Origin of the sequence: Escherichia sp. WS1368, from assembly GCF_046487485.1 — a bacterium.
Taxonomy (GTDB): Bacteria; Pseudomonadota; Gammaproteobacteria; order Enterobacterales; family Enterobacteriaceae; genus Escherichia; species Escherichia coli.
Window position 1 is genome coordinate 1 of the sequence record NZ_JBJQJI010000009.1, and the last position, 19,623, is coordinate 19,623.

The 19,623-nt window shown below is 52.2% G+C and carries 22 protein-coding genes; 7 read left to right on the plus strand and 15 right to left on the minus strand.

All coding sequences use genetic code 11. The annotated features are described in order from the left end of the window. From ACJHYD_RS15935 to fkpA, 9 genes are all read right to left on the minus strand, one after another. On the minus strand, positions 1-705 hold a 705-nt coding region (locus ACJHYD_RS15935; RefSeq protein ID WP_094284229.1), incomplete at its 3' end, for an elongation factor Tu. 70 nt (positions 706-775) lie between these two features. Further along, positions 776-2,890, minus strand: coding sequence for an elongation factor G (gene fusA / locus ACJHYD_RS15940; protein WP_000124700.1), 2,115 nt, complete (start codon positions 2,888-2,890; stop codon positions 776-778). Between the two features lie 96 nt (positions 2,891-2,986). Then, positions 2,987-3,457, minus strand: a complete 471-nt coding sequence (gene rpsG / locus ACJHYD_RS15945) for a 30S ribosomal protein S7 (RefSeq protein ID WP_001138043.1) — start codon at positions 3,455-3,457, stop codon at positions 2,987-2,989. 96 nt (positions 3,458-3,553) lie between these two features. Continuing rightward, complete coding sequence (rpsL, locus tag ACJHYD_RS15950) at positions 3,554-3,928, minus strand: 30S ribosomal protein S12 (protein ID WP_000246815.1); 375 nt, start codon at positions 3,926-3,928, stop codon at positions 3,554-3,556. Positions 3,929-4,053: 125 nt separating this feature from the next. Beyond that, entirely contained in the window at positions 4,054-4,341 is a 288-nt protein-coding gene (gene tusB / locus ACJHYD_RS15955; protein ID WP_000903375.1) for a sulfurtransferase complex subunit TusB, read from the minus strand. Positions 4,342-4,348: 7 nt separating this feature from the next. Continuing rightward, positions 4,349-4,708, minus strand: coding sequence for a sulfurtransferase complex subunit TusC (gene tusC, locus ACJHYD_RS15960; RefSeq protein WP_000820713.1), 360 nt, complete (start codon positions 4,706-4,708; stop codon positions 4,349-4,351). Then, positions 4,708-5,094 carry a sulfurtransferase complex subunit TusD gene (gene tusD, locus ACJHYD_RS15965; protein ID WP_001209685.1) on the minus strand — a complete coding sequence of 129 codons (387 nt, stop codon included), beginning with the start codon at positions 5,092-5,094 and terminating at the stop codon, positions 4,708-4,710. Before tusD ends, tusC begins: the two co-directional genes overlap by 1 nt. Beyond that, positions 5,094-5,816: a transcriptional regulator gene (locus ACJHYD_RS15970; protein ID WP_000091466.1), complete on the minus strand. Its 723-nt coding sequence runs from the start codon at positions 5,814-5,816 to the stop codon at positions 5,094-5,096. Before ACJHYD_RS15970 ends, tusD begins: the two co-directional genes overlap by 1 nt. Positions 5,817-5,982: 166 nt before the next feature. Next, a complete protein-coding gene (gene fkpA / locus ACJHYD_RS15975; protein WP_000838261.1) occupies positions 5,983-6,795 on the minus strand; it encodes an FKBP-type peptidyl-prolyl cis-trans isomerase in 813 nt (270 codons plus the stop codon). A gap of 220 nt (positions 6,796-7,015) precedes the next feature. Here fkpA and ACJHYD_RS15980 point away from each other — a divergent pair, with 220 nt between their 5' ends. After that, a complete protein-coding gene (locus ACJHYD_RS15980; protein WP_001153615.1) occupies positions 7,016-7,234 on the plus strand; it encodes a protein SlyX in 219 nt (72 codons plus the stop codon). Between the two features lie 49 nt (positions 7,235-7,283). Here ACJHYD_RS15980 and slyD read toward each other — a convergent pair whose 3' ends face one another. The 4 genes from slyD to kefG form a co-directional block, all read right to left on the minus strand. Next, positions 7,284-7,874, minus strand: coding sequence for a peptidylprolyl isomerase (gene slyD / locus ACJHYD_RS15985; RefSeq protein WP_000861334.1), 591 nt, complete (start codon positions 7,872-7,874; stop codon positions 7,284-7,286). 94 nt (positions 7,875-7,968) lie between these two features. Then, positions 7,969-8,169: a YheV family putative zinc ribbon protein gene (locus ACJHYD_RS15990; RefSeq protein ID WP_001007730.1), complete on the minus strand. Its 201-nt coding sequence runs from the start codon at positions 8,167-8,169 to the stop codon at positions 7,969-7,971. A gap of 9 nt (positions 8,170-8,178) precedes the next feature. Further along, on the minus strand, positions 8,179-9,984 hold the full coding sequence (kefB, locus tag ACJHYD_RS15995) for a glutathione-regulated potassium-efflux system protein KefB (RefSeq protein WP_001551738.1): 1,806 nt from the start codon (positions 9,982-9,984) through the stop codon (positions 8,179-8,181). Next, positions 9,984-10,535, minus strand: coding sequence for a glutathione-regulated potassium-efflux system ancillary protein KefG (kefG, locus tag ACJHYD_RS16000; protein WP_001297514.1), 552 nt, complete (start codon positions 10,533-10,535; stop codon positions 9,984-9,986). The genes kefB and kefG overlap by 1 nt, the downstream gene beginning before the upstream one ends. A 130-nt stretch (positions 10,536-10,665) precedes the next feature. On the opposite strand from kefG, the gene ACJHYD_RS16005 reads away from it, so the two are divergent. From ACJHYD_RS16005 to ACJHYD_RS16020, 4 genes are read left to right on the plus strand one after another with little or no spacing between them, the layout of a single operon-like run. Beyond that, a complete protein-coding gene (locus ACJHYD_RS16005) occupies positions 10,666-12,585 on the plus strand; it encodes an ABC transporter ATP-binding protein (RefSeq protein WP_001551739.1) in 1,920 nt (639 codons plus the stop codon). Continuing rightward, entirely contained in the window at positions 12,585-13,607 is a 1,023-nt protein-coding gene (locus ACJHYD_RS16010; RefSeq protein ID WP_001551740.1) for a hydrolase, read from the plus strand. Before ACJHYD_RS16005 ends, ACJHYD_RS16010 begins: the two co-directional genes overlap by 1 nt. Beyond that, positions 13,601-13,819: a YheU family protein gene (locus ACJHYD_RS16015; protein WP_000907085.1), complete on the plus strand. Its 219-nt coding sequence runs from the start codon at positions 13,601-13,603 to the stop codon at positions 13,817-13,819. Before ACJHYD_RS16010 ends, ACJHYD_RS16015 begins: the two co-directional genes overlap by 7 nt. A gap of 53 nt (positions 13,820-13,872) precedes the next feature. Then, the gene (locus tag ACJHYD_RS16020) at positions 13,873-14,742 is read left to right on the plus strand and encodes a phosphoribulokinase (protein ID WP_001274680.1); all 870 of its coding nucleotides are present in this window, start codon (positions 13,873-13,875) and stop codon (positions 14,740-14,742) included. Positions 14,743-14,796: 54 nt separating this feature from the next. Here the strand turns inward: ACJHYD_RS16020 and ACJHYD_RS16025 are convergent, their stop codons facing one another. After that, positions 14,797-15,201, minus strand: a complete 405-nt coding sequence (locus ACJHYD_RS16025; RefSeq protein ID WP_001148908.1) for an OsmC family protein — start codon at positions 15,199-15,201, stop codon at positions 14,797-14,799. 301 nt (positions 15,202-15,502) lie between these two features. On the opposite strand from ACJHYD_RS16025, the gene crp reads away from it, so the two are divergent. Both crp and ACJHYD_RS16035 read left to right on the plus strand, forming a co-directional pair. Beyond that, positions 15,503-16,135 (plus strand): cAMP-activated global transcriptional regulator CRP, encoded by a 633-nt coding sequence (gene crp, locus ACJHYD_RS16030; protein WP_000242755.1) that lies wholly within the window; start codon positions 15,503-15,505, stop codon positions 16,133-16,135. Between the two features lie 50 nt (positions 16,136-16,185). Next, on the plus strand, positions 16,186-18,276 hold the full coding sequence (locus ACJHYD_RS16035; RefSeq protein ID WP_001295162.1) for a YccS/YhfK family putative transporter: 2,091 nt from the start codon (positions 16,186-16,188) through the stop codon (positions 18,274-18,276). Between the two features lie 62 nt (positions 18,277-18,338). Here ACJHYD_RS16035 and argD read toward each other — a convergent pair whose 3' ends face one another. Beyond that, positions 18,339-19,562, minus strand: a complete 1,224-nt coding sequence (gene argD / locus ACJHYD_RS16040; RefSeq protein WP_001551741.1) for a bifunctional acetylornithine/succinyldiaminopimelate transaminase — start codon at positions 19,560-19,562, stop codon at positions 18,339-18,341. Between the last annotated feature and the right edge of the window lie 61 nt (positions 19,563-19,623).

Consider the following 19,623-nt stretch of genomic DNA (forward strand, 5'->3'; position numbering starts at 1 on the left):
ACCGCGTTCTACACGACCGGTAACAACGGTACCACGACCGGAGATGGAGAATACGTCTTCGATCGGCAGCAGGAACGGCTTGTCAATCGCACGCTCTGGTTCCGGAATGTAAGAATCCAGGAAGCCAGCCAGTTCCAGGATTTTCGCTTCCCACTCTGCGTCGCCTTCCAGCGCTTTCAGAGCAGAACCACGAACGATCGGAGTGTCGTCGCCCGGGAAATCGTACTGAGACAGAAGTTCACGAACTTCCATTTCAACCAGTTCCAGCAGCTCTTCGTCATCAACCATGTCGCATTTGTTCAGGAACACGATGATGTACGGAACGCCTACCTGACGACCCAGCAGGATGTGCTCACGAGTCTGCGGCATCGGGCCGTCAGTCGCAGCAACTACCAGGATCGCGCCGTCCATCTGAGCAGCACCGGTGATCATGTTTTTAACATAGTCGGCGTGCCCCGGGCAGTCTACGTGTGCGTAGTGACGGGTCGGGGTGTCATATTCAACGTGAGAAGTGTTGATGGTGATACCACGAGCTTTTTCTTCCGGAGCGTTATCGATCTGGTCGAATGCACGAGCAGCACCGCCGTAGGTTTTAGCCAGTACGGTGGTGATTGCAGCGGTCAGAGTAGTTTTACCGTGGTCAACGTGGCCGATAGTACCAACGTTAACGTGCGGTTTTGTACGTTCAAATTTTTCTTTAGACACGGCTATATTCCTTACTATAGTGCTCTCCCCTTCAGGAGAGAGCACGGGACTTTGGTATTAACCCTTAGGCTTATTTACCACGGGCTTCAATTACGGCCTGAGCAACGTTACTCGGCGCTTCATCATACTTCAGGAATTCCATGGTGTATGATGCACGACCTTTGGTCAGAGAACGCAGCTGAGTTGCATATCCGAACATTTCAGACAGCGGTACTTCAGCGTGGATCTTAACGCCAGTAACTTCAGATTCCTGACCTTTGAGCATACCACGACGACGGCTCAAGTCACCGATAACGTCACCGGTGTTCTCTTCCGGAGTTTCTACTTCAACCTTCATGATCGGCTCAAGCAGAACTGGTTTCGCTTTCTTAAAGCCTTCTTTAAAGGCGATAGAAGCAGCCAGTTTAAACGCCAGTTCAGAGGAGTCAACGTCATGGTAAGAACCGAAGTGCAGACGAATACCCATGTCTACTACCGGGTAGCCTGCCAGCGGACCTGCTTTCAGCTGTTCCTGGATACCTTTATCAACGGCCGGGATGTATTCGCCAGGGATTACACCACCTTTAATGTCGTTGATGAACTCGTAGCCTTTCGGGTTTGAACCCGGCTCCAGCGGGTACATGTCGATAACAACATGACCATACTGACCACGACCACCAGACTGTTTCGCGTGTTTACCTTCAACATCGGTAACTTTCTGGCGGATAGTTTCACGGTAAGCAACCTGCGGTTTACCTACGTTCGCTTCAACGTTGAATTCACGCTTCATACGGTCAACGATGATGTCGAGGTGCAGTTCGCCCATACCCGCGATGATGGTCTGGTTAGATTCTTCGTCAGTCCATACACGGAAAGACGGGTCTTCTTTAGCCAGACGGCCCAGAGCCAGACCCATTTTTTCCTGGTCAGCTTTGGTTTTCGGTTCAACTGCGATGGAGATTACCGGCTCAGGGAATTCCATACGTTCCAGAATGATCGGCGCATCCGGGTCACACAGGGTGTCACCAGTGGTTACGTCTTTCAGACCGATAGCAGCAGCGATGTCGCCCGCGCGAACTTCTTTGATCTCTTCACGTTTGTTAGCGTGCATCTGAACGATACGACCGAAACGCTCACGTGCAGCTTTCACGGAGTTCAGTACGGTATCACCAGAGTTAACCACACCGGAGTAAACACGGAAGAAGGTCAGGTTACCAACAAACGGGTCGGTAGCGATTTTGAACGCCAGTGCAGAGAACGGCTCGTCATCACTTGCGTGACGTTCAGCCGGAGTATCTTTACCGTCGTCCAGGATACCGTTGATCGCAGGTACGTCAACCGGGGATGGCAGGTAATCAATTACCGCATCCAGCATCGCCTGAACACCTTTGTTCTTGAACGCAGAACCACAGGTTACCAGGATGATTTCGTTGTTCAGAACGCGCTGACGCAGAGCACCTTTGATTTCTGCTTCAGTCAGTTCTTCACCACCCAGGTATTTTTCCATCAGCTCTTCAGAAGCTTCAGCTGCGGATTCGATCAGGTTCTGGTGCCATTCGTTAGCCAGTTCAACCATGTCTGCCGGGATATCTTCGTATTCGAAGGTTACGCCCTGGTCAGCGTCGTTCCAGTTGATAGCTTTCATTTTCACCAGGTCAACAACACCGGTGAAATGTTCTTCAGCACCAATCGCCAGCTGCAGCGGAACCGGGTTCGCGCCCAGACGGGTTTTGATCTGGTTAACAACTTTCAGGAAGTTCGCACCCATGCGGTCCATTTTGTTAACGAACGCAATGCGCGGAACTTTATATTTGTTTGCCTGACGCCATACGGTTTCAGACTGCGGCTGAACACCACCAACTGCGCAGTAAACCATTACCGCACCATCGAGAACACGCATGGAACGTTCTACTTCGATTGTGAAGTCAACGTGCCCCGGGGTGTCGATGATGTTGATGCGATGCGGCTCATACTGCTTAGCCATACCAGACCAGAATGCAGTAGTCGCAGCGGAAGTGATGGTAATACCACGTTCCTGCTCCTGCTCCATCCAGTCCATGGTTGCAGCGCCGTCGTGAACTTCACCGATTTTATGGTTTACACCGGTGTAGAACAGAATACGTTCGGTAGTAGTGGTTTTACCGGCGTCGATGTGCGCACTGATACCGATGTTACGGTAGCGTGCGATGGGTGTTGTACGAGCCATTTGTTTCCTCGTTTATCTTTTAGGCGTTCAATTTAAGTAGCCCAAAGCGGGCTGCTTACTGGAAGCGCCCGCCTGGTGACTAAAACTCCGAAGGGATTACCAACGGTAGTGTGCGAACGCCTTGTTGGCTTCGGCCATACGGTGAACGTCTTCACGTTTCTTAACTGCAGTACCTTTGTTTTCTGCAGCATCAGAAAGTTCGTTCGCCAGGCGCAGAGCCATGGATTTATCACCGCGTTTACGAGCAGCTTCAACGATCCAACGCATTGCCAGAGCATTACGACGAACCGGACGGACTTCAACTGGTACCTGATAAGTAGAACCACCAACGCGGCGAGACTTAACTTCTACAGTCGGGCGCACGTTTTCGAGAGCTACTTCGAATGCTTCCAGTTCAGATTTACCAGAGCGCTGAGCCAGGGTCTCCAGCGCGCTGTATACGATAGATTCAGCAGTAGATTTTTTACCATCTACCATCAGGATATTTACAAATTTAGCCAGCAGTTCTGATCCGAACTTCGGATCCGGCAGAATTTTACGCTGACCAATGACGCGACGACGTGGCATGGAAATACTCCGTTGTTAATTCAGGATTGTCCAAAACTCTACGAGTTTAGTTTGACATTTAAGTTAAAACGTTTGGCCTTACTTAACGGAGAACCATTAAGCCTTAGGACGCTTCACGCCATACTTGGAACGAGCCTGCTTACGGTCTTTAACGCCGGAGCAGTCAAGCGCACCACGTACGGTGTGGTAACGAACACCCGGGAGGTCTTTAACACGACCGCCACGGATCAGGATCACGGAGTGCTCCTGCAGGTTGTGACCTTCACCACCGATGTAGGAAGTCACTTCGAAACCGTTAGTCAGACGAACACGGCATACTTTACGCAGCGCGGAGTTCGGTTTTTTAGGAGTGGTAGTATATACACGAGTACATACGCCACGTTTTTGCGGGCATGCTTCCAGCGCAGGCACGTTGCTTTTCGCAACTTTGCGAGCACGTGGTTTGCGTACCAGCTGGTTAACTGTTGCCATTAAATAGCTCCTGGTTTTAGCTTTTGCTTCGTAAACACGTAATAAAACGTCCTCACACAATATGAGGACGCCGAATTTTAGGGCGATGCCGAAAAGGTGTCAAGAAATATACAACGATCCCGCCATCACCAGGCCATCTGGCTGGAGTGCTTAACCGTAAGTCTGACGAAATCAGTATAGTCAATGAGAATGATATCGTTCGAAATTTGACCAGTCAAACCGCGGGCAATAAGGTCTTCGTTCAGGGCATAGACCTTAATGGGGGCATTACGCAGACTTTCAAGGTAGCGGTTACCGTCAACTGCGGCAGTTACACCATCTTGCAATAACAGCAGTTCGTCGCCTTCACTGAGCAGACGCAGCAGCGCAGCAAAATCCGTCAGCCAGGGTGAACGATGTAATGTGTGCAGCATAAACGCCTCAAAATCTCAAAATAACATCGTAGTTGGCGAGTTCGCGGCGTAAGGCATCTGCTTCGAGCGGCGTGGCTTCGACAACAAAGGGTGTCAGCGGATCTAACCCGCGTTCGCGCAGTGAAGCCGCACAAACCCAGCACTGTTCAATGTCGTACAGACCCAACAATTTAAAAGTGGCAATGTAATCACGCGCCAGCACTGCATCGGGCTTTTGTCCTGGCAGCAGCTGAAAAACACCATCAGCAATAAAGAAGACGGCCAGATCGTCAGTTAATGCGGAAGTTGCCAGTAAAGCATCTAAACCTTCCCGACCAGCAGCTGTACCATGAGGTGCAGTAGAAAAAACAAACGCAATTCGTTTCATCAGAACTGTACCACCCTGTCACAGGTCAGCGAGGCTTCCGCCAGCGCGCCAAGTCCGCTTAAGGTAAATCCCGACTGAAGATTTGACGAAGCCAGCCCCAGCCTTCCTGCTTCAGTTTCATCGACGATACCGCGGCGTAACGCTGCCGCTACGCAGATATTCAGCGCCACACCATGTTGCGCATTCAACTGTTGCCAGCCGCGCACAAGGTCAAATTCATCGCTTGCCGGTGAGGTCAATTGGTTAGCGTTATAGACCCCTTCCCGATAGAAAAAGACGCAGCTTAACTCATGGCCTTCGGCTATCAGTGCTTGCGCAAACTGAAAAGCACTACTCGCCTGTTGCGTACCGTATGCTGGCCCGGTCACCACGATGGCAAAACGCATTACTTATCTTGCCCCTGGAAATCACCGCTCTTGAACTGGCGGATGTAGAGATAGACAGTGTGTTTGGAGATGTTCAGGCGGTCAGCAACCTGGTTGATCGCGTCTTTAATATCGAAGATCCCTTTCTCGTAGAGATTTAGCACGATCTGACGATTTTTGGCGTTATTAGAAACATTGCGATCGGCATTCACTTCTTCGATGGTGAACTCCAGCGTTTGGGTAACCAGATCTTCAACAGAAGAGGCAAAGTTGACGCTTGAACCGACATCCGGGGTTTCTGGCGGCACAAAGGTGCTCATAATCTGCGAGAAGGGAACATCAAGATTCATATTGATGCACAGCAGACCAATTACACGCTGTTCGCGGTTACGAATCGCGATAGTCAGGGACTTCATTAATACGCCGCTTTTGGCGCGAGTAAAGTAGCATTTAGAAACGCTGCTATCCGCTCCCGTCATATCGTGCAGCATACGTAGCGCCAGGTCAGTAATTGGCGAACCAATCTTCCGGCCTGTATGTTCACCGTTAGCAATGCGAATGGCTGAACATTTTAGATCCTGCAAAGAGTGCAAAACGATTTCACAGTGGGAGCCAATAAGCATCGCTAACCCGTCCACCACCGCTTCGTAGGATTTCAGAATATCAAAATCGGTCTGGTCGAAAGGACGTTGATCCAGTAAATCCAACTCACTGGTTTCGTTGGTTAAAAGCGACCTGGACATGAAAAAAAACACTCCTTTTCAGGAGCCTGTCGTTAACTTTTCAGGGCAGGCTCATTAATGATGCGGGTAACTAAATTAATACAGCGGAGGTTCCGCTTTCCAGCACTAATTATATCCGGCCTGTAATAAAAAAACCGCCGCCTGGTCAGGCGGCGGTTCTTAATGCTTATTTTTTAGCAGAATCTGCGGCTTTCGCATCAGCTTCCGGCTTTGCATCAGCCTTCGGCGCTGGTTTCACATCCAGCAGCTCTACGTCAAACACCAGGGTAGAATTCGGTGGGATCCCCGGAACACCCGCTTTGCCGTAAGCCAGTTCTGGTGGAATAACCAGTTTGATCTTACCGCCTTTCTTGATGTTCTTCAGACCTTCTGTCCAACCCGGAATAACACCGTCCAGACGGAAAGAGAGCGGTTCACCACGGGTGTAAGAGTTGTCGAACTCTTTACCGTCGATCAGCGTACCTTTGTAGTTCACGACAACAGTATCGCTGTCTTTCGGTGCTTCGCCTTTACCGGCTTCGACTACCTGATAAACCAGACCAGTTGAAGAGGTTTTCACACCTTTCTCTTTGGCAAATTTCTCGCGGTACTCTTTACCTTTCGCTTCGTTATCTGCCGCGTCTTTTTCCATCTTCGCCTGAGCAGAAGACTTCACGCGAGCTTCGAATGCTTGCAGTGTCTGTTCGATCTCTTGGTCGGAGAGTTTGCTCTTATCAGCAAATGCATCCTGAACACCAGCGATCAGCTGATCTTTATCCAGTTTGATGCCCAGTTTTTCTTGTTCTTTAAGAGAGTTTTCCATGTAACGACCCAGCGAGGCACCCAGTGCATAAGCTGATTTCTGATCGTCATTTTTGAACGCTGCTTTGCTGTCAGCAGTTGTAGCAGGTTTTGCAGCTTCAGCAGCAAAAGTGATTGGTGCATGCAGGGCAACGGCCATTGTGGTCGCCAGCAGCGTTACTTTAAACAGTGATTTCATCCATATCTCCAGGATCGGGGCATCTCACCCCAGGGTTAACTATTATCAGAAGGGTACTATAAAGCGTTGTCGAACAAATCTACATACAGACACGCCCTATTATCATCTATTTTCAGACTCTTTTTGTTTAAATTAGTTTCGATGACCGCGAAATGAGTGCTGTCTCGGGCAGCAAAGTTAAGTAGAATCCGCGGCGACCATTCGACAAAAGAGGTGAATCATGCAGGATTTATCATTGGAAGCACGCCTGGCAGAGCTGGAGAGCCGACTGGCTTTTCAGGAAATCACCATTGAAGAACTGAACGTCACGGTGACCGCTCATGAAATGGAGATGGCGAAACTGCGCGATCATCTGCGTCTGCTGACCGAGAAGCTAAAAGCCAGCCAGCCGTCGAACATCGCGTCGCAGGCTGAAGAAACGCCACCGCCACATTATTGAGGCGTAAAAAAAGCGGGGATTCCCCCGCTTTTTTGTCACTTTTTCGGTATTAGTGGCAACCGCAACCGCCGTTACCTTTACCGCCGCAGCAGCCTTCGCCACCGTGTTCATGACCGTGATCGTGGCCATGACCACCGCAGCAACCGTCGTGGTCGTGATCGTGGTGATGATCGTGCGCACCGTGAACGTGGCCATGAGCCAGTTCTTCTTCAGTCGCTTCGCGAATCGCCACAACTTCAACGTTGAATTTCAGGTTCTGACCGGCCAGCATGTGGTTACCATCAACCACGACGTGATCGTCTTCAACCGCAGTGATTTCAACCGGTACCGGACCCTGGTCGGTTTCAGCCAGGAAACGCATACCTACCTGCAGTTCATCAACGCCCATAAATACGTCTTTAGGAACGCGTTGCACCAGGTTTTCGTCGTACTGACCGTAAGCGTCGTTCGCGCCAACAGCGACATCAAATTTGTCGCCAACTTCGTGACCTTCCAGCGCCGTTTCCAGGCCAGAGATCAGGGAACCGTGACCATGCAGGTAGTCCAGCGGCGCACTCACCGGAGACTCATCAACCAACACACCGTCTTCTGTACGTACCTGATAGGCCAGGCTGACCACCAGGTCTTTTGCTACTTTCATGATATCTCCTGAGCATGGGAAGAATAGTGGCGCAGATTGTAGCGGAATTCTGCAGCCGTGTACTCACTAGCTTAAAAAAACTCGGCGCATATCGCTAGTCCGGATGAAAAATCCCGATCACTTGCTCATCTTTGCGAACGTGATCGCGGGCTTCTTTGTCCGCTTCTCGCATCTGATGTCCGCACTTAACACATTCAACAATATCAATATTATTTTCGCGCCACATCGCCATTGAATCCTGCGCCTGACAGGCCGGGCATTTTGCGCCCGCAATAAAACGTTTTCGGATTGCCATCTTTACCCTCTACTCAAATTCATCCCAGCCGTCCAGCTGGCGTCGTTCTTGTTGCATTTCACGCTGGAAAATCTCTTCCAGTTCGCGTCGGGCTTCCCTGGCGCGAGAAATTTGTACGGTATCGGTATGCATTGGGATGAGCTCTCGCAGCATCCGCATATCCAGGCGACGAAAATGCAGTTGCGCCCGCTGTGCCTGATGCGGATGCATGCCAAGCGTGACCAGCGTCTTGCGCCCCAGCTCTAACGCACTGGAGAATGTTTCACGGGAAAACTGCGTCACCCCTGCCTGTAATAACTCATGCGCTTCCACACGTCCGCGCGCTCGCGCAAGAATATGCAAATGCGGAAAGTGCTGCTGGCATATTTCCACCAGCTTCATGGTGTCTTCCGGCTCGTTACAGGTAATGACGATAGACTCAGCGGCCTCTGCTCCCGCAGAACGTAAAAGATCGACCTGCGTGGCGTCGCCGTAATAAACTTTGTAGCCATATTTACGCATCAGGTTAACGGCACTGATATCCCGCTCCAGCACAGTAATGCGCATTTTATTTGCCATCAGCAAACGACCAATCACCTGACCAAAACGCCCAAAGCCCACGACAATGACCTGGGGTTTATCATCGTTGACCCACGGTTTTTCGTCTTCTTCTTCCGGTCCGTTAAACTGGCGGGATAGCCATTTATCCACCAGCTTCATCAGCAGCGGCGTGGTCATCATGGAAAGCGTCACCGTCACCAGCAACAGCGCCATCTGGTCACCCTGGAATAAGCGTTGTGAAGAAGCGGTAGAAAAGAGCACAAAGGCAAACTCACCGCCCTGACTCAACACGCCAGCAAACTGCATCCGCTCTGAGCTACGCACGCCATACAGTCGCGCCAGCAGATACAGCACGAGAATTTTCACCGCCACCAACACAATAACGCTTAACACCACCCACAACAGATGGGTATAAAGCACACCGAGGTTGAGCGACATTCCGACCGAGATAAAAAATAGCCCGAGCAGCAACCCCTTAAACGGGTCGATAGCTGTTTCCAGTTCGTGGCGATATTCGCTTTCTGCCAGCAACACGCCCGCAATAAACGTACCGAGCGCCATCGACAGCCCCAGCGCATCCATAAACAATGCGGAACCCAACACCAGCAGCAGCGTCGCGGCGGTGAACACTTCCCGCACACCAGAAGCTGCAATAAAACGGAATACCGGACGCAGTAAATAACGCCCGCCAATCAGCATGCCGACAAACGCCAGCACCTTCATGCCGATTTTCATCCAGTCGAAATGTTCGTCTGCCGCCCCCGCCAACAACGGCACTAACGCCAGTGCCGGGATCACCGCCAGATCCTGAAACAGCAGTACCGAGAAACCTAACTGGCCGGATTCGCTGCGATTCATCCCTTTCTCACGCATCAGTTGCAACGCCATTGCGGTTGAGGACATCGCAAGGCCAATACCACCGACCACCGCCGCCTGCCAGGCGAAATCCGTCAGCATCAATAATCCCGCCAGCAACGCCGCGCTTAACAGCACCTGTGCCGCACCTACGCCAAAAATCGAACGCCGCAATTGCCAAAGCTTGGAGGGATTCAACTCCAGGCCGATGATAAACATCAGGAACACCACGCCGAGTTCCGAAAAGTGGAGGATCTCATCGACGTCGCTAATAAAACCCAGCCCCCACGGGCCAATTGCAATCCCTGCCAGCAAATATCCCAACACAGCGCCAATACCCAGCCGCGATGCCAGCGGCACCGCAGCCACCGCCGCGAAGAGAAACAACACTCCTGCGAGTAAAAAATCGGAACCTTCCATCAGCGGCCTCCTGGAGACAGCGGATTTGCCAGCCAGTCACCGTAGGCTCTGGCGTGACTCGCCAGCTCCTGTGCGCTTTGCCGTCTCGCCCAGTAAATAATGATGGGACTCAACCAATGCATCCGGCACATGCCCGCCGCTAGTTCAAAGGGGCGCAGAACATCGCTCATCGGGTAGCGATTCAAGGCGTCATAACGGTAAGCACTTTCCGGCTCGCCGGTGGTAATCACGCTACGCCAGTACTTTCCCGCCAGTTGGTTTCCCCCCGGCCCGCTGGCAAAACCACGACTTAATACCCGGTCCAGCCACTCTTTCAGTAGCGCCGGGCAGCTATAGGTATAAAGAGGATGCTGAAAGACAATCACCTCGTGCTCGCGCAGTAATGCCTGCTCACGGGGGATATCAATAAAAAAATCGGGATAGTGCGCGTAAAGGTCGTGCACGGTAACATTGCTGAGCTGCGTGGCCGGTTTAAGCAGTACCCGGTTTGCCACCGAGTCCTGAGATTCCGGATGGGCATACAGCAGCAAAACTTTCGCTGGCTGAGACATCATCCCCCTCCCGGTATGGTTTTTGTGTATAGTCGCTGTTTTGGGCTACCATTGCGCCCGGTGCGGCAGCTCGCCCATACATTACATTATCATAATGATAAGTTAACATAGTCTGAACATACGGCACCTTATGATTGTTTTCTCCTCGTTACAAATTCGTCGCGGCGTGCGCGTCCTGCTGGATAATGCCACCGCCACCATCAACCCCGGGCAGAAAGTCGGCCTGGTGGGTAAAAACGGCTGTGGTAAATCTACCCTGCTGGCATTGCTGAAAAATGAAATCAGCGCCGACGGCGGCAGCTACACCTTTCCGGGAAGCTGGCAACTGGCGTGGGTGAATCAGGAAACGCCGGCGTTACCGCAAGCGGCGCTGGAATATGTCATTGACGGCGACCGTGAATATCGTCAACTGGAAGCGCAGCTACACGACGCCAACGAACGTAACGACGGGCACGCCATCGCCACTATTCATGGCAAGCTGGATGCTATCGACGCATGGAGTATTCGCTCCCGTGCCGCCAGCCTGCTGCACGGCCTCGGTTTCAGCAATGAACAACTGGAGCGCCCGGTAAGTGATTTCTCTGGTGGCTGGCGTATGCGTCTTAACCTTGCCCAGGCGCTGATTTGCCGTTCAGACTTGCTGCTGCTCGACGAACCGACTAACCACCTCGATCTCGATGCCGTTATCTGGCTGGAAAAATGGCTGAAGAGCTATCAGGGCACGCTGATCCTGATCTCTCACGACCGCGACTTCCTCGATCCGATCGTTGATAAAATTATTCATATCGAACAACAAAGCATGTTCGAGTACACCGGCAACTACAGTTCGTTTGAAGTGCAGCGCGCCACCCGTCTGGCGCAGCAACAAGCGATGTACGAAAGCCAGCAGGAACGCGTGGCGCATCTGCAAAGTTATATCGACCGTTTCCGTGCCAAAGCCACCAAAGCGAAGCAGGCCCAGAGCCGCATTAAGATGCTTGAGCGTATGGAGCTGATTGCCCCCGCGCACGTCGACAACCCGTTCCGCTTTAGCTTCCGCGCGCCGGAAAGCCTGCCAAATCCGTTACTGAAGATGGAAAAGGTCAGCGCAGGCTATGGCGATCGCATTATTCTCGACTCGATTAAACTGAATCTGGTCCCCGGCTCGCGCATTGGTCTGCTAGGCCGCAACGGCGCGGGTAAATCGACATTAATCAAACTGTTAGCCGGTGAACTTGCGCCAGTCAGCGGTGAAATTGGTCTGGCGAAAGGGATCAAGCTCGGCTACTTCGCCCAGCATCAACTTGAATACCTGCGCGCCGACGAATCGCCTATTCAACATCTGGCACGTTTAGCGCCGCAGGAACTGGAGCAAAAACTGCGTGACTACCTCGGCGGCTTTGGTTTCCAGGGCGATAAAGTGACGGAAGAAACGCGCCGCTTCTCCGGTGGGGAAAAAGCCCGCCTGGTGCTGGCATTAATTGTCTGGCAGCGTCCGAATCTGCTGCTGCTCGACGAACCGACTAACCACCTTGACCTCGACATGCGTCAGGCACTGACTGAAGCATTAATCGAGTTCGAAGGCGCGCTGGTTGTCGTCTCGCACGACCGTCATTTGCTGCGTTCCACCACTGACGATCTCTACCTGGTTCACGATCATAAAGTCGAACCGTTCGACGGCGATCTGGAAGATTATCAACAGTGGTTGAGCGACGTACAAAAGCAGGAAAACCAGACCGACGAAGCGCCAAAAGAGAAAGAGAACGCGAACAGCGCCCAGGCACGTAAAGATCAGAAACGTCGGGAAGCGGAGCTGCGTGCGCAAACCCAGCCACTGCGTAAAGAGATTGCCCGTCTGGAAAAAGAGATGGAGAAGCTGAACGCACAGCTGGCGCAGGCGGAAGAGAAACTCGGCGACAGCGAACTGTACGATCAAAGCCGTAAAGCGGAGTTGACCGCCTGCCTGCAACAGCAAGCCAGCGCCAAATCCGGCCTGGAAGAGTGCGAAATGGCGTGGCTGGAAGCCCAAGAGCAGCTTGAGCAGATGCTGCTGGAAGGCCAAAGCAACTGATGGCGCAGATAACGACGACCAATGCCAATGAATTCAGCAGCAGTGCTGAATTCACCCCTATGCGCGGCTTTAGCAATTGTCATCTACAAACCATGCTGCCGCGTCTGTTTCGTCGCAAGGTGAAATTCACCCCGCACTGGCAGCGACTGGAGTTGCCCGACGGCGATTTTGTCGATCTCGCGTGGAGTGAAGATCCTGCACAGGCGCGGCATAAACCGCGTTTAGTCGTGTTTCACGGGCTCGAAGGCAGTCTCAATAGCCCTTACGCCCACGGTCTGGTTGAGGCGGCGCAAAAGCGTGGCTGGCTGGGCGTGGTGATGCATTTTCGCGGATGCAGCGGTGAACCAAACCGTATGCACCGCATTTACCATTCGGGCGAAACCGAAGACGCCAGTTGGTTTTTACGCTGGCTGCAACGCGAGTCTGGTCATGCGCCAACGGCTGCCGTCGGCTATTCGCTCGGCGGTAATATGCTGGCCTGTTTGCTGGCAAAAGAAGGCAATGATCTCCCGATTGATGCGGCGGTGATTGTCTCTGCGCCGTTTATGCTGGAAGCCTGTAGCTATCATATGGAAAAGGGCTTTTCCCGCGTCTATCAGCGTTACTTGCTGAACCTGTTAAAAGCCAATGCCGCACGCAAGCTGGCTGCCTACCCCGGAACGCTGCCGATTAATCTCGCGCAGTTAAAATCGGTACGTCGCATCCGTGAATTTGACGATCTAATCACCGCCAGAATTCACGGCTACGCTGACGCTATCGACTATTATCGTCAGTGTAGCGCCATGCCGATGCTCAATCGGATAGCCAAACCGACGCTGATTATTCACGCCAAAGACGATCCGTTTATGGATCATCAGGTGATCCCGAAACCGGAAAGTCTCCCCCCGCAGGTGGAGTATCAGCTGACTGAACATGGCGGTCATGTTGGCTTTATTGGCGGTACATTACTTCATCCGCAAATGTGGCTGGAGTCACGCATTCCTGACTGGTTAACAACGTATCTGGAGGCGAAATCATGTTGATTCCGTGGCAAGACCTCTCCCCCGAAACGCTGGAAAATTTAATTGAAAGCTTTGTGTTACGTGAAGGCACCGATTATGGTGAACATGAGCGTACACTTGAACAGAAAGTCGCCGACGTCAAACGCCAGCTACAGTGCGGAGAAGCGGTGCTGGTATGGTCGGAGCTGCACGAAACGGTCAATATCATGCCGCGCAGTCAGTTTCGCGAATAACCTGCAACCGTCGGCGGACGAGATAATAATGATAGCTAAGTCATGGAGTTACTATGTCTGCCAAACATCCGGTCATTGCGGTAACAGGATCCAGCGGCGCGGGGACCACCACCACCAGCCTCGCGTTTCGTAAAATATTCGCGCAGTTAAATCTGCATGCAGCTGAGGTGGAAGGCGACAGTTTTCACCGTTACACCCGCCCGGAAATGGACATGGCGATCCGCAAAGCGCGCGACGCCGGGCGGCATATCAGCTACTTCGGCCCCGAAGCGAACGACTTTGGCCTGCTGGAACAAACCTTCATTGAATATGGTCAGAGCGGCAAAGGGAAATCTCGCAAATATCTGCATACCTACGATGAAGCCGTACCGTGGAATCAGGTACCGGGGACATTCACCCCCTGGCAACCTTTACCGGAACCCACGGATGTACTGTTTTATGAAGGTTTACACGGCGGCGTAGTCACGCCACAGCATAACGTTGCGCAGCATGTGGATTTACTGGTTGGCGTGGTGCCTATCGTTAACCTTGAGTGGATTCAAAAACTGATCCGCGACACCAGCGAGCGCGGGCACTCACGAGAAGCAGTGATGGACTCGGTAGTGCGTTCAATGGAAGACTATATCAACTACATCACACCGCAGTTTTCCCGCACCCATCTTAACTTCCAGCGCGTTCCCACCGTCGACACCTCAAACCCGTTCGCGGCAAAAGGTATCCCGTCGCTGGATGAAAGCTTTGTGGTGATCCATTTTCGTAATCTGGAAGGGATCGATTTTCCCTGGCTGCTGGCGATGTTGCAAGGCTCATTCATTTCCCACATCAATACTTTAGTGGTGCCTGGCGGCAAAATGGGTCTGGCAATGGAATTAATTATGCTGCCGCTGGTGCAACGATTGATGGAAGGGAAGAAAATCGAGTAACTCTGCTATTACGCCGGATAAAATACTATCCGGCTTCACAACGGGATAGTTAAATCACGCGGCAACCACTTCATACGAGTGAGTAATATTCACCGCTTTTTCCAGCATCAACGCCACTGAACAATATTTCTCGGCAGAGAGATCTACCGCACGCGCAACCGCTGCGTCTTTCAGGTCGCGACCGGTGACGATAAAATGCAGATTAATGTGCGTAAACAGGCGTGGTGCCTCTTCGCGGCGTTCAGAGGTCAATTTTACTTCACAATCGACCACATCCTGACGCCCTTTTTGCAGAATAGAAACCACATCGATGGCACTGCAACCACCCGCCGCCATCAACACCATTTCCATCGGACTTGGTGCTTTATCGCCTGAGTTGCCGTCCATTAAAATCTGGTGACCAGAGGCGGATTCGCCCAGAAAAGTTAACCCTTCGACCCACTTCACTCGCGCTTGCATTTTTGCTACTCCACTGCGTCAATTTTCCTGACAGAGTACGCGTACTAACCAAATCGCGCAACGGAAGGCGACCTGGGTCATGCTGAAGCGAGACACCAGGAGACACAAAGCGAAAGCTATGCTAAAACAGTCAGGATGCTACAGTAATACATTGATGTACTGCATGTATGCAAAGGACGTCACATTACCGTGCAGTACAGTTGATAGCCCCTTCCCAGGTAGCGGGAAGCATATTTCGGCAATCCAGAGACAGCGGCGTTATCTGGCTCTGGAGAAAGCTTATAACAGAGGATAACCGCGCATGGTGCTTGGCAAACCGCAAACAGACCCGACTCTCGAATGGTTCTTGTCTCATTGCCACATTCATAAGTACCCATCCAAGAGCACGCTTATTCACCAGGGTGAAAAAGCGGAAACGCTGTACTACATCGTTAAAGGCTCTGTGGCAGTGCTGATCAAAGACGAAGAGGGTAAAGAAATGATCCTCTCCTATCTGAATCAGGGTGATTTTATTGGCGAACTGGGCCTGTTTGAAGAGGGCCAGGAACGTAGCGCATGGGTACGTGCGAAAACCGCCTGTGAAGTGGCTGAAATTTCGTACAAAAAATTTCGCCAATTGATTCAGGTAAACCCGGACATTCTGATGCGTCTGTCTGCACAGATGGCGCGTCGTCTGCAAGTCACTTCAGAGAAAGTGGGCAACCTGGCGTTCCTCGATGTGACGGGCCGCATTGCACAGACTCTGCTGAACCTGGCAAAACAACCGGATGCTATGACTCACCCGGACGGTATGCAAATCAAAATTACCCGTCAGGAAATTGGTCAGATTGTCGGCTGTTCTCGTGAAACCGTGGGACGCATTCTGAAGATGCTGGAAGATCAGAACCTGATCTCCGCACACGGTAAAACCATCGTCGTTTACGGCACTCGTTAATCCCGTCGGAGTGGCGCGTTACCTGGTAGCGCGCCATTTTGTTTCCCCCGATGTGGCGCAGGCTGATTTATCACCCCGATATCAACTATGCACTTCGACAAACGCTGGTGCTATGTTTGCCCGTGGCCGTTGGGTTAATGCTTGGCGAATTACGATTCGGTCTGCTCTTCTCCCTCGTTCCTGCTTGTTGCAATATTGCGGGCCTTGATACGCCTCATAAACGTTTTTTCAAACGCTTAATCATTGGTGCGTCGCTGTTTGCCACCTGTAGCTTGCTGACACAGCTACTACTGGCAAAAGATGTTCCTCTGCCCTTTTTGCTGACCGGATTAACGCTGGTACTTGGCGTCACTGCTGAGCTGGGGCCATTGCACGCAAAATTGCTTCCCGCATCGCTGCTCGCCGCCATTTTTACCCTCAGTCTGGCGGGATACATGCCGGTCTGGGAACCGTTGCTCATCTATGCGTTGGGCACTCTCTGGTACGGATTGTTTAACTGGTTTTGGTTCTGGATCTGGCGCGAACAACCGCTGCGCGAGTCACTAAGTCTGCTGTACCGTGAACTGGCAGATTATTGTGAAGCCAAATACAGCCTGCTTACCCAGCACACCGACCCTGAAAAAGCGCTGCCGCCGCTGCTGGTGCGCCAGCAAAAAGCGGTCGATCTAATTACCCAGTGCTATCAGCAAATGCATATGCTTTCCGCGCAAAATAATACCGATTACAAGCGGATGCTGCGTATTTTCCAGGAGGCGCTGGATTTGCAGGAACATATTTCGGTCAGTTTGCATCAGCCGGAAGAGGTGCAAAAGCTGGTCGAGCGTAGCCATGCGGAGGAAGTTATTCGCTGGAATGCGCAAACCGTCGCCGCTCGCCTGCGCGTGCTGGCTGATGACATTCTTTACCATCGCCTGCCGACGCGTTTTACGATGGAAAAGCAAATTGGCGCACTGGAAAAAATCGCCCGCCAGCATCCGGATAATCCGGTTGGGCAATTCTGCTACTGGCATTTCAGCCGCATCGCCCGCGTGCTGCGCACCCAAAAACCGCTCTATGCGCGTGACTTACTGGCCGATAAACAGCGGCGAATGCCATTACTTCCGGCGCTGAAAAGTTATCTGTCACTAAAGTCTCCGGCGCTACGCAATGCCGGACGACTCAGTGTGATGTTAAGCGTTGCCAGCCTGATGGGCACCGCGCTGCATCTGCCGAAGTCGTACTGGATCCTGATGACGGTATTGCTGGTGACGCAAAATGGCTATGGCGCAACCCGTCTGAGGATTGTGAATCGCTCCGTGGGAACCGTGGTTGGGTTAATCATTGCGGGCGTGGCGCTGCACTTTAAAATTCCCGAAGGTTACACCCTGACCTTGATGCTGATTACCACCCTCGCCAGCTACCTGATATTGCGCAAAAACTACGGCTGGGCGACGGTCGGTTTTACCATTACCGCAGTGTATACCCTGCAACTGTTGTGGCTGAACGGTGAGCAGTACATCCTTCCACGTCTTATCGATACCATTATTGGTTGTTTAATTGCTTTCGGCGGTACTGTCTGGCTGTGGCCGCAGTGGCAGAGCGGGTTATTGCGTAAGAACGCCCATGACGCTTTAGAAGCCTATCAGGAAGCGATTCGCTTGATTCTGAGCGAGGACCCGCAACCTACGCCACTGGCCTGGCAGCGAATGCGGGTAAATCAGGCGCATAACACTCTGTATAACTCATTGAATCAGGCGATGCAGGAACCGGCGTTTAACAGCCATTATCTGGCAGATATGAAACTGTGGGTAACGCACAGCCAGTTTATTGTTGAGCATATTAATGCCATGACCACGCTGGCGCGGGAACACCGGGCATTGCCACCTGAACTGGCGCAAGAATATTTACAGTCTTGTGAAATCGCCATTCAGCGTTGTCAGCAGCGACTGGAGTATGACGAACCGGGTAGTTCTGGCGATGCCAATATCATGGATGCGCCGGAGATGCAGCCGCACGAAGGCGCGGCAGGTACGCTGGAGCAGCATTTACAGCGGGTTATTGGTCATCTGAACACCATGCACACCATTTCGTCGATGGCATGGCGTCAGCGACCGCATCACGGGATTTGGCTGAGTCGCAAGTTGCGGGATTCGAAGGCGTAATGCAGGCTAAACCATCGGATACAGCGTTCACGCCGCATCCGACATCTTTGGCCTGATGCGTCTTATTTACCCCCAATCACCTTCGCCACCGCGTGGGCGAAACGATGCATCCCTTCATCGATATCCGCATCTTCCACCACCAGCGACGGCGCAAAACGCATCACATCAGGCCCGGCATTCAGCACCATTACGCCAGCCTCTGCGCCCGCATACAGGAAATCACGCGCCTGACCTTTGTACTGTGGTTTCAGCTCCGCGCCAATTAACAGCCCCATACCGCGAATATCGCTAAACACATCGTACTGCTGATCGATCTTCTGCAAATGGTCAACAAAACGCTGGCGTTTCGCCTGAATGCCTTCCAGCACTTCAGGGGTATTGATGATATCAAACGCCGCGCCCGCTACTGCACAGGCCAGAGGATTACCGCCGTAGGTGGAACCGTGAGAACCAGGATGAAACGCAGAAGCAATTTCCGCCGTGGTCAGCATGGCGCTAATCGGGAAGCCGCCGCCTAACGCTTTCGCAGAGGTCAGAATATCCGGCGTCACACCGTAGTGCATGTAAGCAAACAAATCGCCAGTCCGCCCCATCCCGCACTGCACTTCATCAAACACCAATAATGCCTGATGTTGATCGCACAGCTCGCGCAAGCCCTGCAAAAACTCTGGCGTCGCAGCCGTCACGCCGCCCTCGCCCTGGATCGGCTCAACCACCACCGCACAGGTGTGATCATCCATCACCGCTTTCACTGCGTGGAGATCGTTAAAGGGAACGTGGATGATGTCTGCCGGTTTCGGCCCAAAGCCGTCGGAATATTTTGGCTGCCCACCCACCGAAACGGTAAACAGCGAGCGACCATGAAAAGCGTTATGGAAGGCAATAATTTTGGTTTTGAACGGGCTATGACGCACACAGGCGTAATGGCGTGCCAGTTTAAAGGCGGTTTCGTTAGCTTCCGTGCCGGAGTTCATAAACACCACGCGTTCGGCAAACGTTGCCTCAATCAGTTTACGACCAAGACGCAGCGCCGGTTCATTGGTGAAAACGTTACTGATATGCCACAGAGTTTCGCCCTGGGTTTTTAACGCGTTCACCAGCGCAGGATGGCAATGGCCCAACGCCGTAACTGCAATGCCACCCGCGAAATCGACATACTCCTTGCCTTGCTGATCCCAGATTCGGCTCCCCTGACCTTTTACCGGAATAAACTCTGCCGGAGCATAAATCGGCAGGATCACTTCATCGAAAGTCGCGCGTGTAATTGCTGTTTGTTCAGTTGCCATCTCATGATCACCCTGTTACACATAAATAAATGTGAAATTATAATCACAAAATATGCATAAA

Bases quoted from the DNA above. Each gene is read 5' to 3' on its own strand.
- tusD (WP_001209685.1), bottom strand. From the start codon at position 5,094: ATGCGTTTTGCCATCGTGGTGACCGGGCCAGCATACGGTACGCAACAG.
- rpsG (WP_001138043.1), bottom strand. From the start codon at position 3,457: ATGCCACGTCGTCGCGTCATTGGTCAGCGTAAAATTCTGCCGGATCCG.
- ACJHYD_RS16020 (WP_001274680.1), top strand. From the start codon at position 13,873: ATGTCTGCCAAACATCCGGTCATTGCGGTAACAGGATCCAGCGGCGCG.
- crp (WP_000242755.1), top strand. From the start codon at position 15,503: ATGGTGCTTGGCAAACCGCAAACAGACCCGACTCTCGAATGGTTCTTG.
- ACJHYD_RS15970 (WP_000091466.1), bottom strand. From the start codon at position 5,816: ATGTCCAGGTCGCTTTTAACCAACGAAACCAGTGAGTTGGATTTACTG.
- fusA (WP_000124700.1), bottom strand. From the start codon at position 2,890: ATGGCTCGTACAACACCCATCGCACGCTACCGTAACATCGGTATCAGT.
- ACJHYD_RS15980 (WP_001153615.1), top strand. From the start codon at position 7,016: ATGCAGGATTTATCATTGGAAGCACGCCTGGCAGAGCTGGAGAGCCGA.
- tusB (WP_000903375.1), bottom strand. From the start codon at position 4,341: ATGCTGCACACATTACATCGTTCACCCTGGCTGACGGATTTTGCTGCG.
- ACJHYD_RS16005 (WP_001551739.1), top strand. From the start codon at position 10,666: ATGATTGTTTTCTCCTCGTTACAAATTCGTCGCGGCGTGCGCGTCCTG.
- ACJHYD_RS16025 (WP_001148908.1), bottom strand. From the start codon at position 15,201: ATGCAAGCGCGAGTGAAGTGGGTCGAAGGGTTAACTTTTCTGGGCGAA.
- slyD (WP_000861334.1), bottom strand. From the start codon at position 7,874: ATGAAAGTAGCAAAAGACCTGGTGGTCAGCCTGGCCTATCAGGTACGT.
- ACJHYD_RS16015 (WP_000907085.1), top strand. From the start codon at position 13,601: ATGTTGATTCCGTGGCAAGACCTCTCCCCCGAAACGCTGGAAAATTTA.
- ACJHYD_RS16010 (WP_001551740.1), top strand. From the start codon at position 12,585: ATGGCGCAGATAACGACGACCAATGCCAATGAATTCAGCAGCAGTGCT.
- kefG (WP_001297514.1), bottom strand. From the start codon at position 10,535: ATGTCTCAGCCAGCGAAAGTTTTGCTGCTGTATGCCCATCCGGAATCT.
- ACJHYD_RS15990 (WP_001007730.1), bottom strand. From the start codon at position 8,169: ATGGCAATCCGAAAACGTTTTATTGCGGGCGCAAAATGCCCGGCCTGT.
- rpsL (WP_000246815.1), bottom strand. From the start codon at position 3,928: ATGGCAACAGTTAACCAGCTGGTACGCAAACCACGTGCTCGCAAAGTT.
- argD (WP_001551741.1), bottom strand. From the start codon at position 19,562: ATGGCAACTGAACAAACAGCAATTACACGCGCGACTTTCGATGAAGTG.
- tusC (WP_000820713.1), bottom strand. From the start codon at position 4,708: ATGAAACGAATTGCGTTTGTTTTTTCTACTGCACCTCATGGTACAGCT.
- ACJHYD_RS16035 (WP_001295162.1), top strand. From the start codon at position 16,186: ATGTGGCGCAGGCTGATTTATCACCCCGATATCAACTATGCACTTCGA.
- kefB (WP_001551738.1), bottom strand. From the start codon at position 9,984: ATGGAAGGTTCCGATTTTTTACTCGCAGGAGTGTTGTTTCTCTTCGCG.
- fkpA (WP_000838261.1), bottom strand. From the start codon at position 6,795: ATGAAATCACTGTTTAAAGTAACGCTGCTGGCGACCACAATGGCCGTT.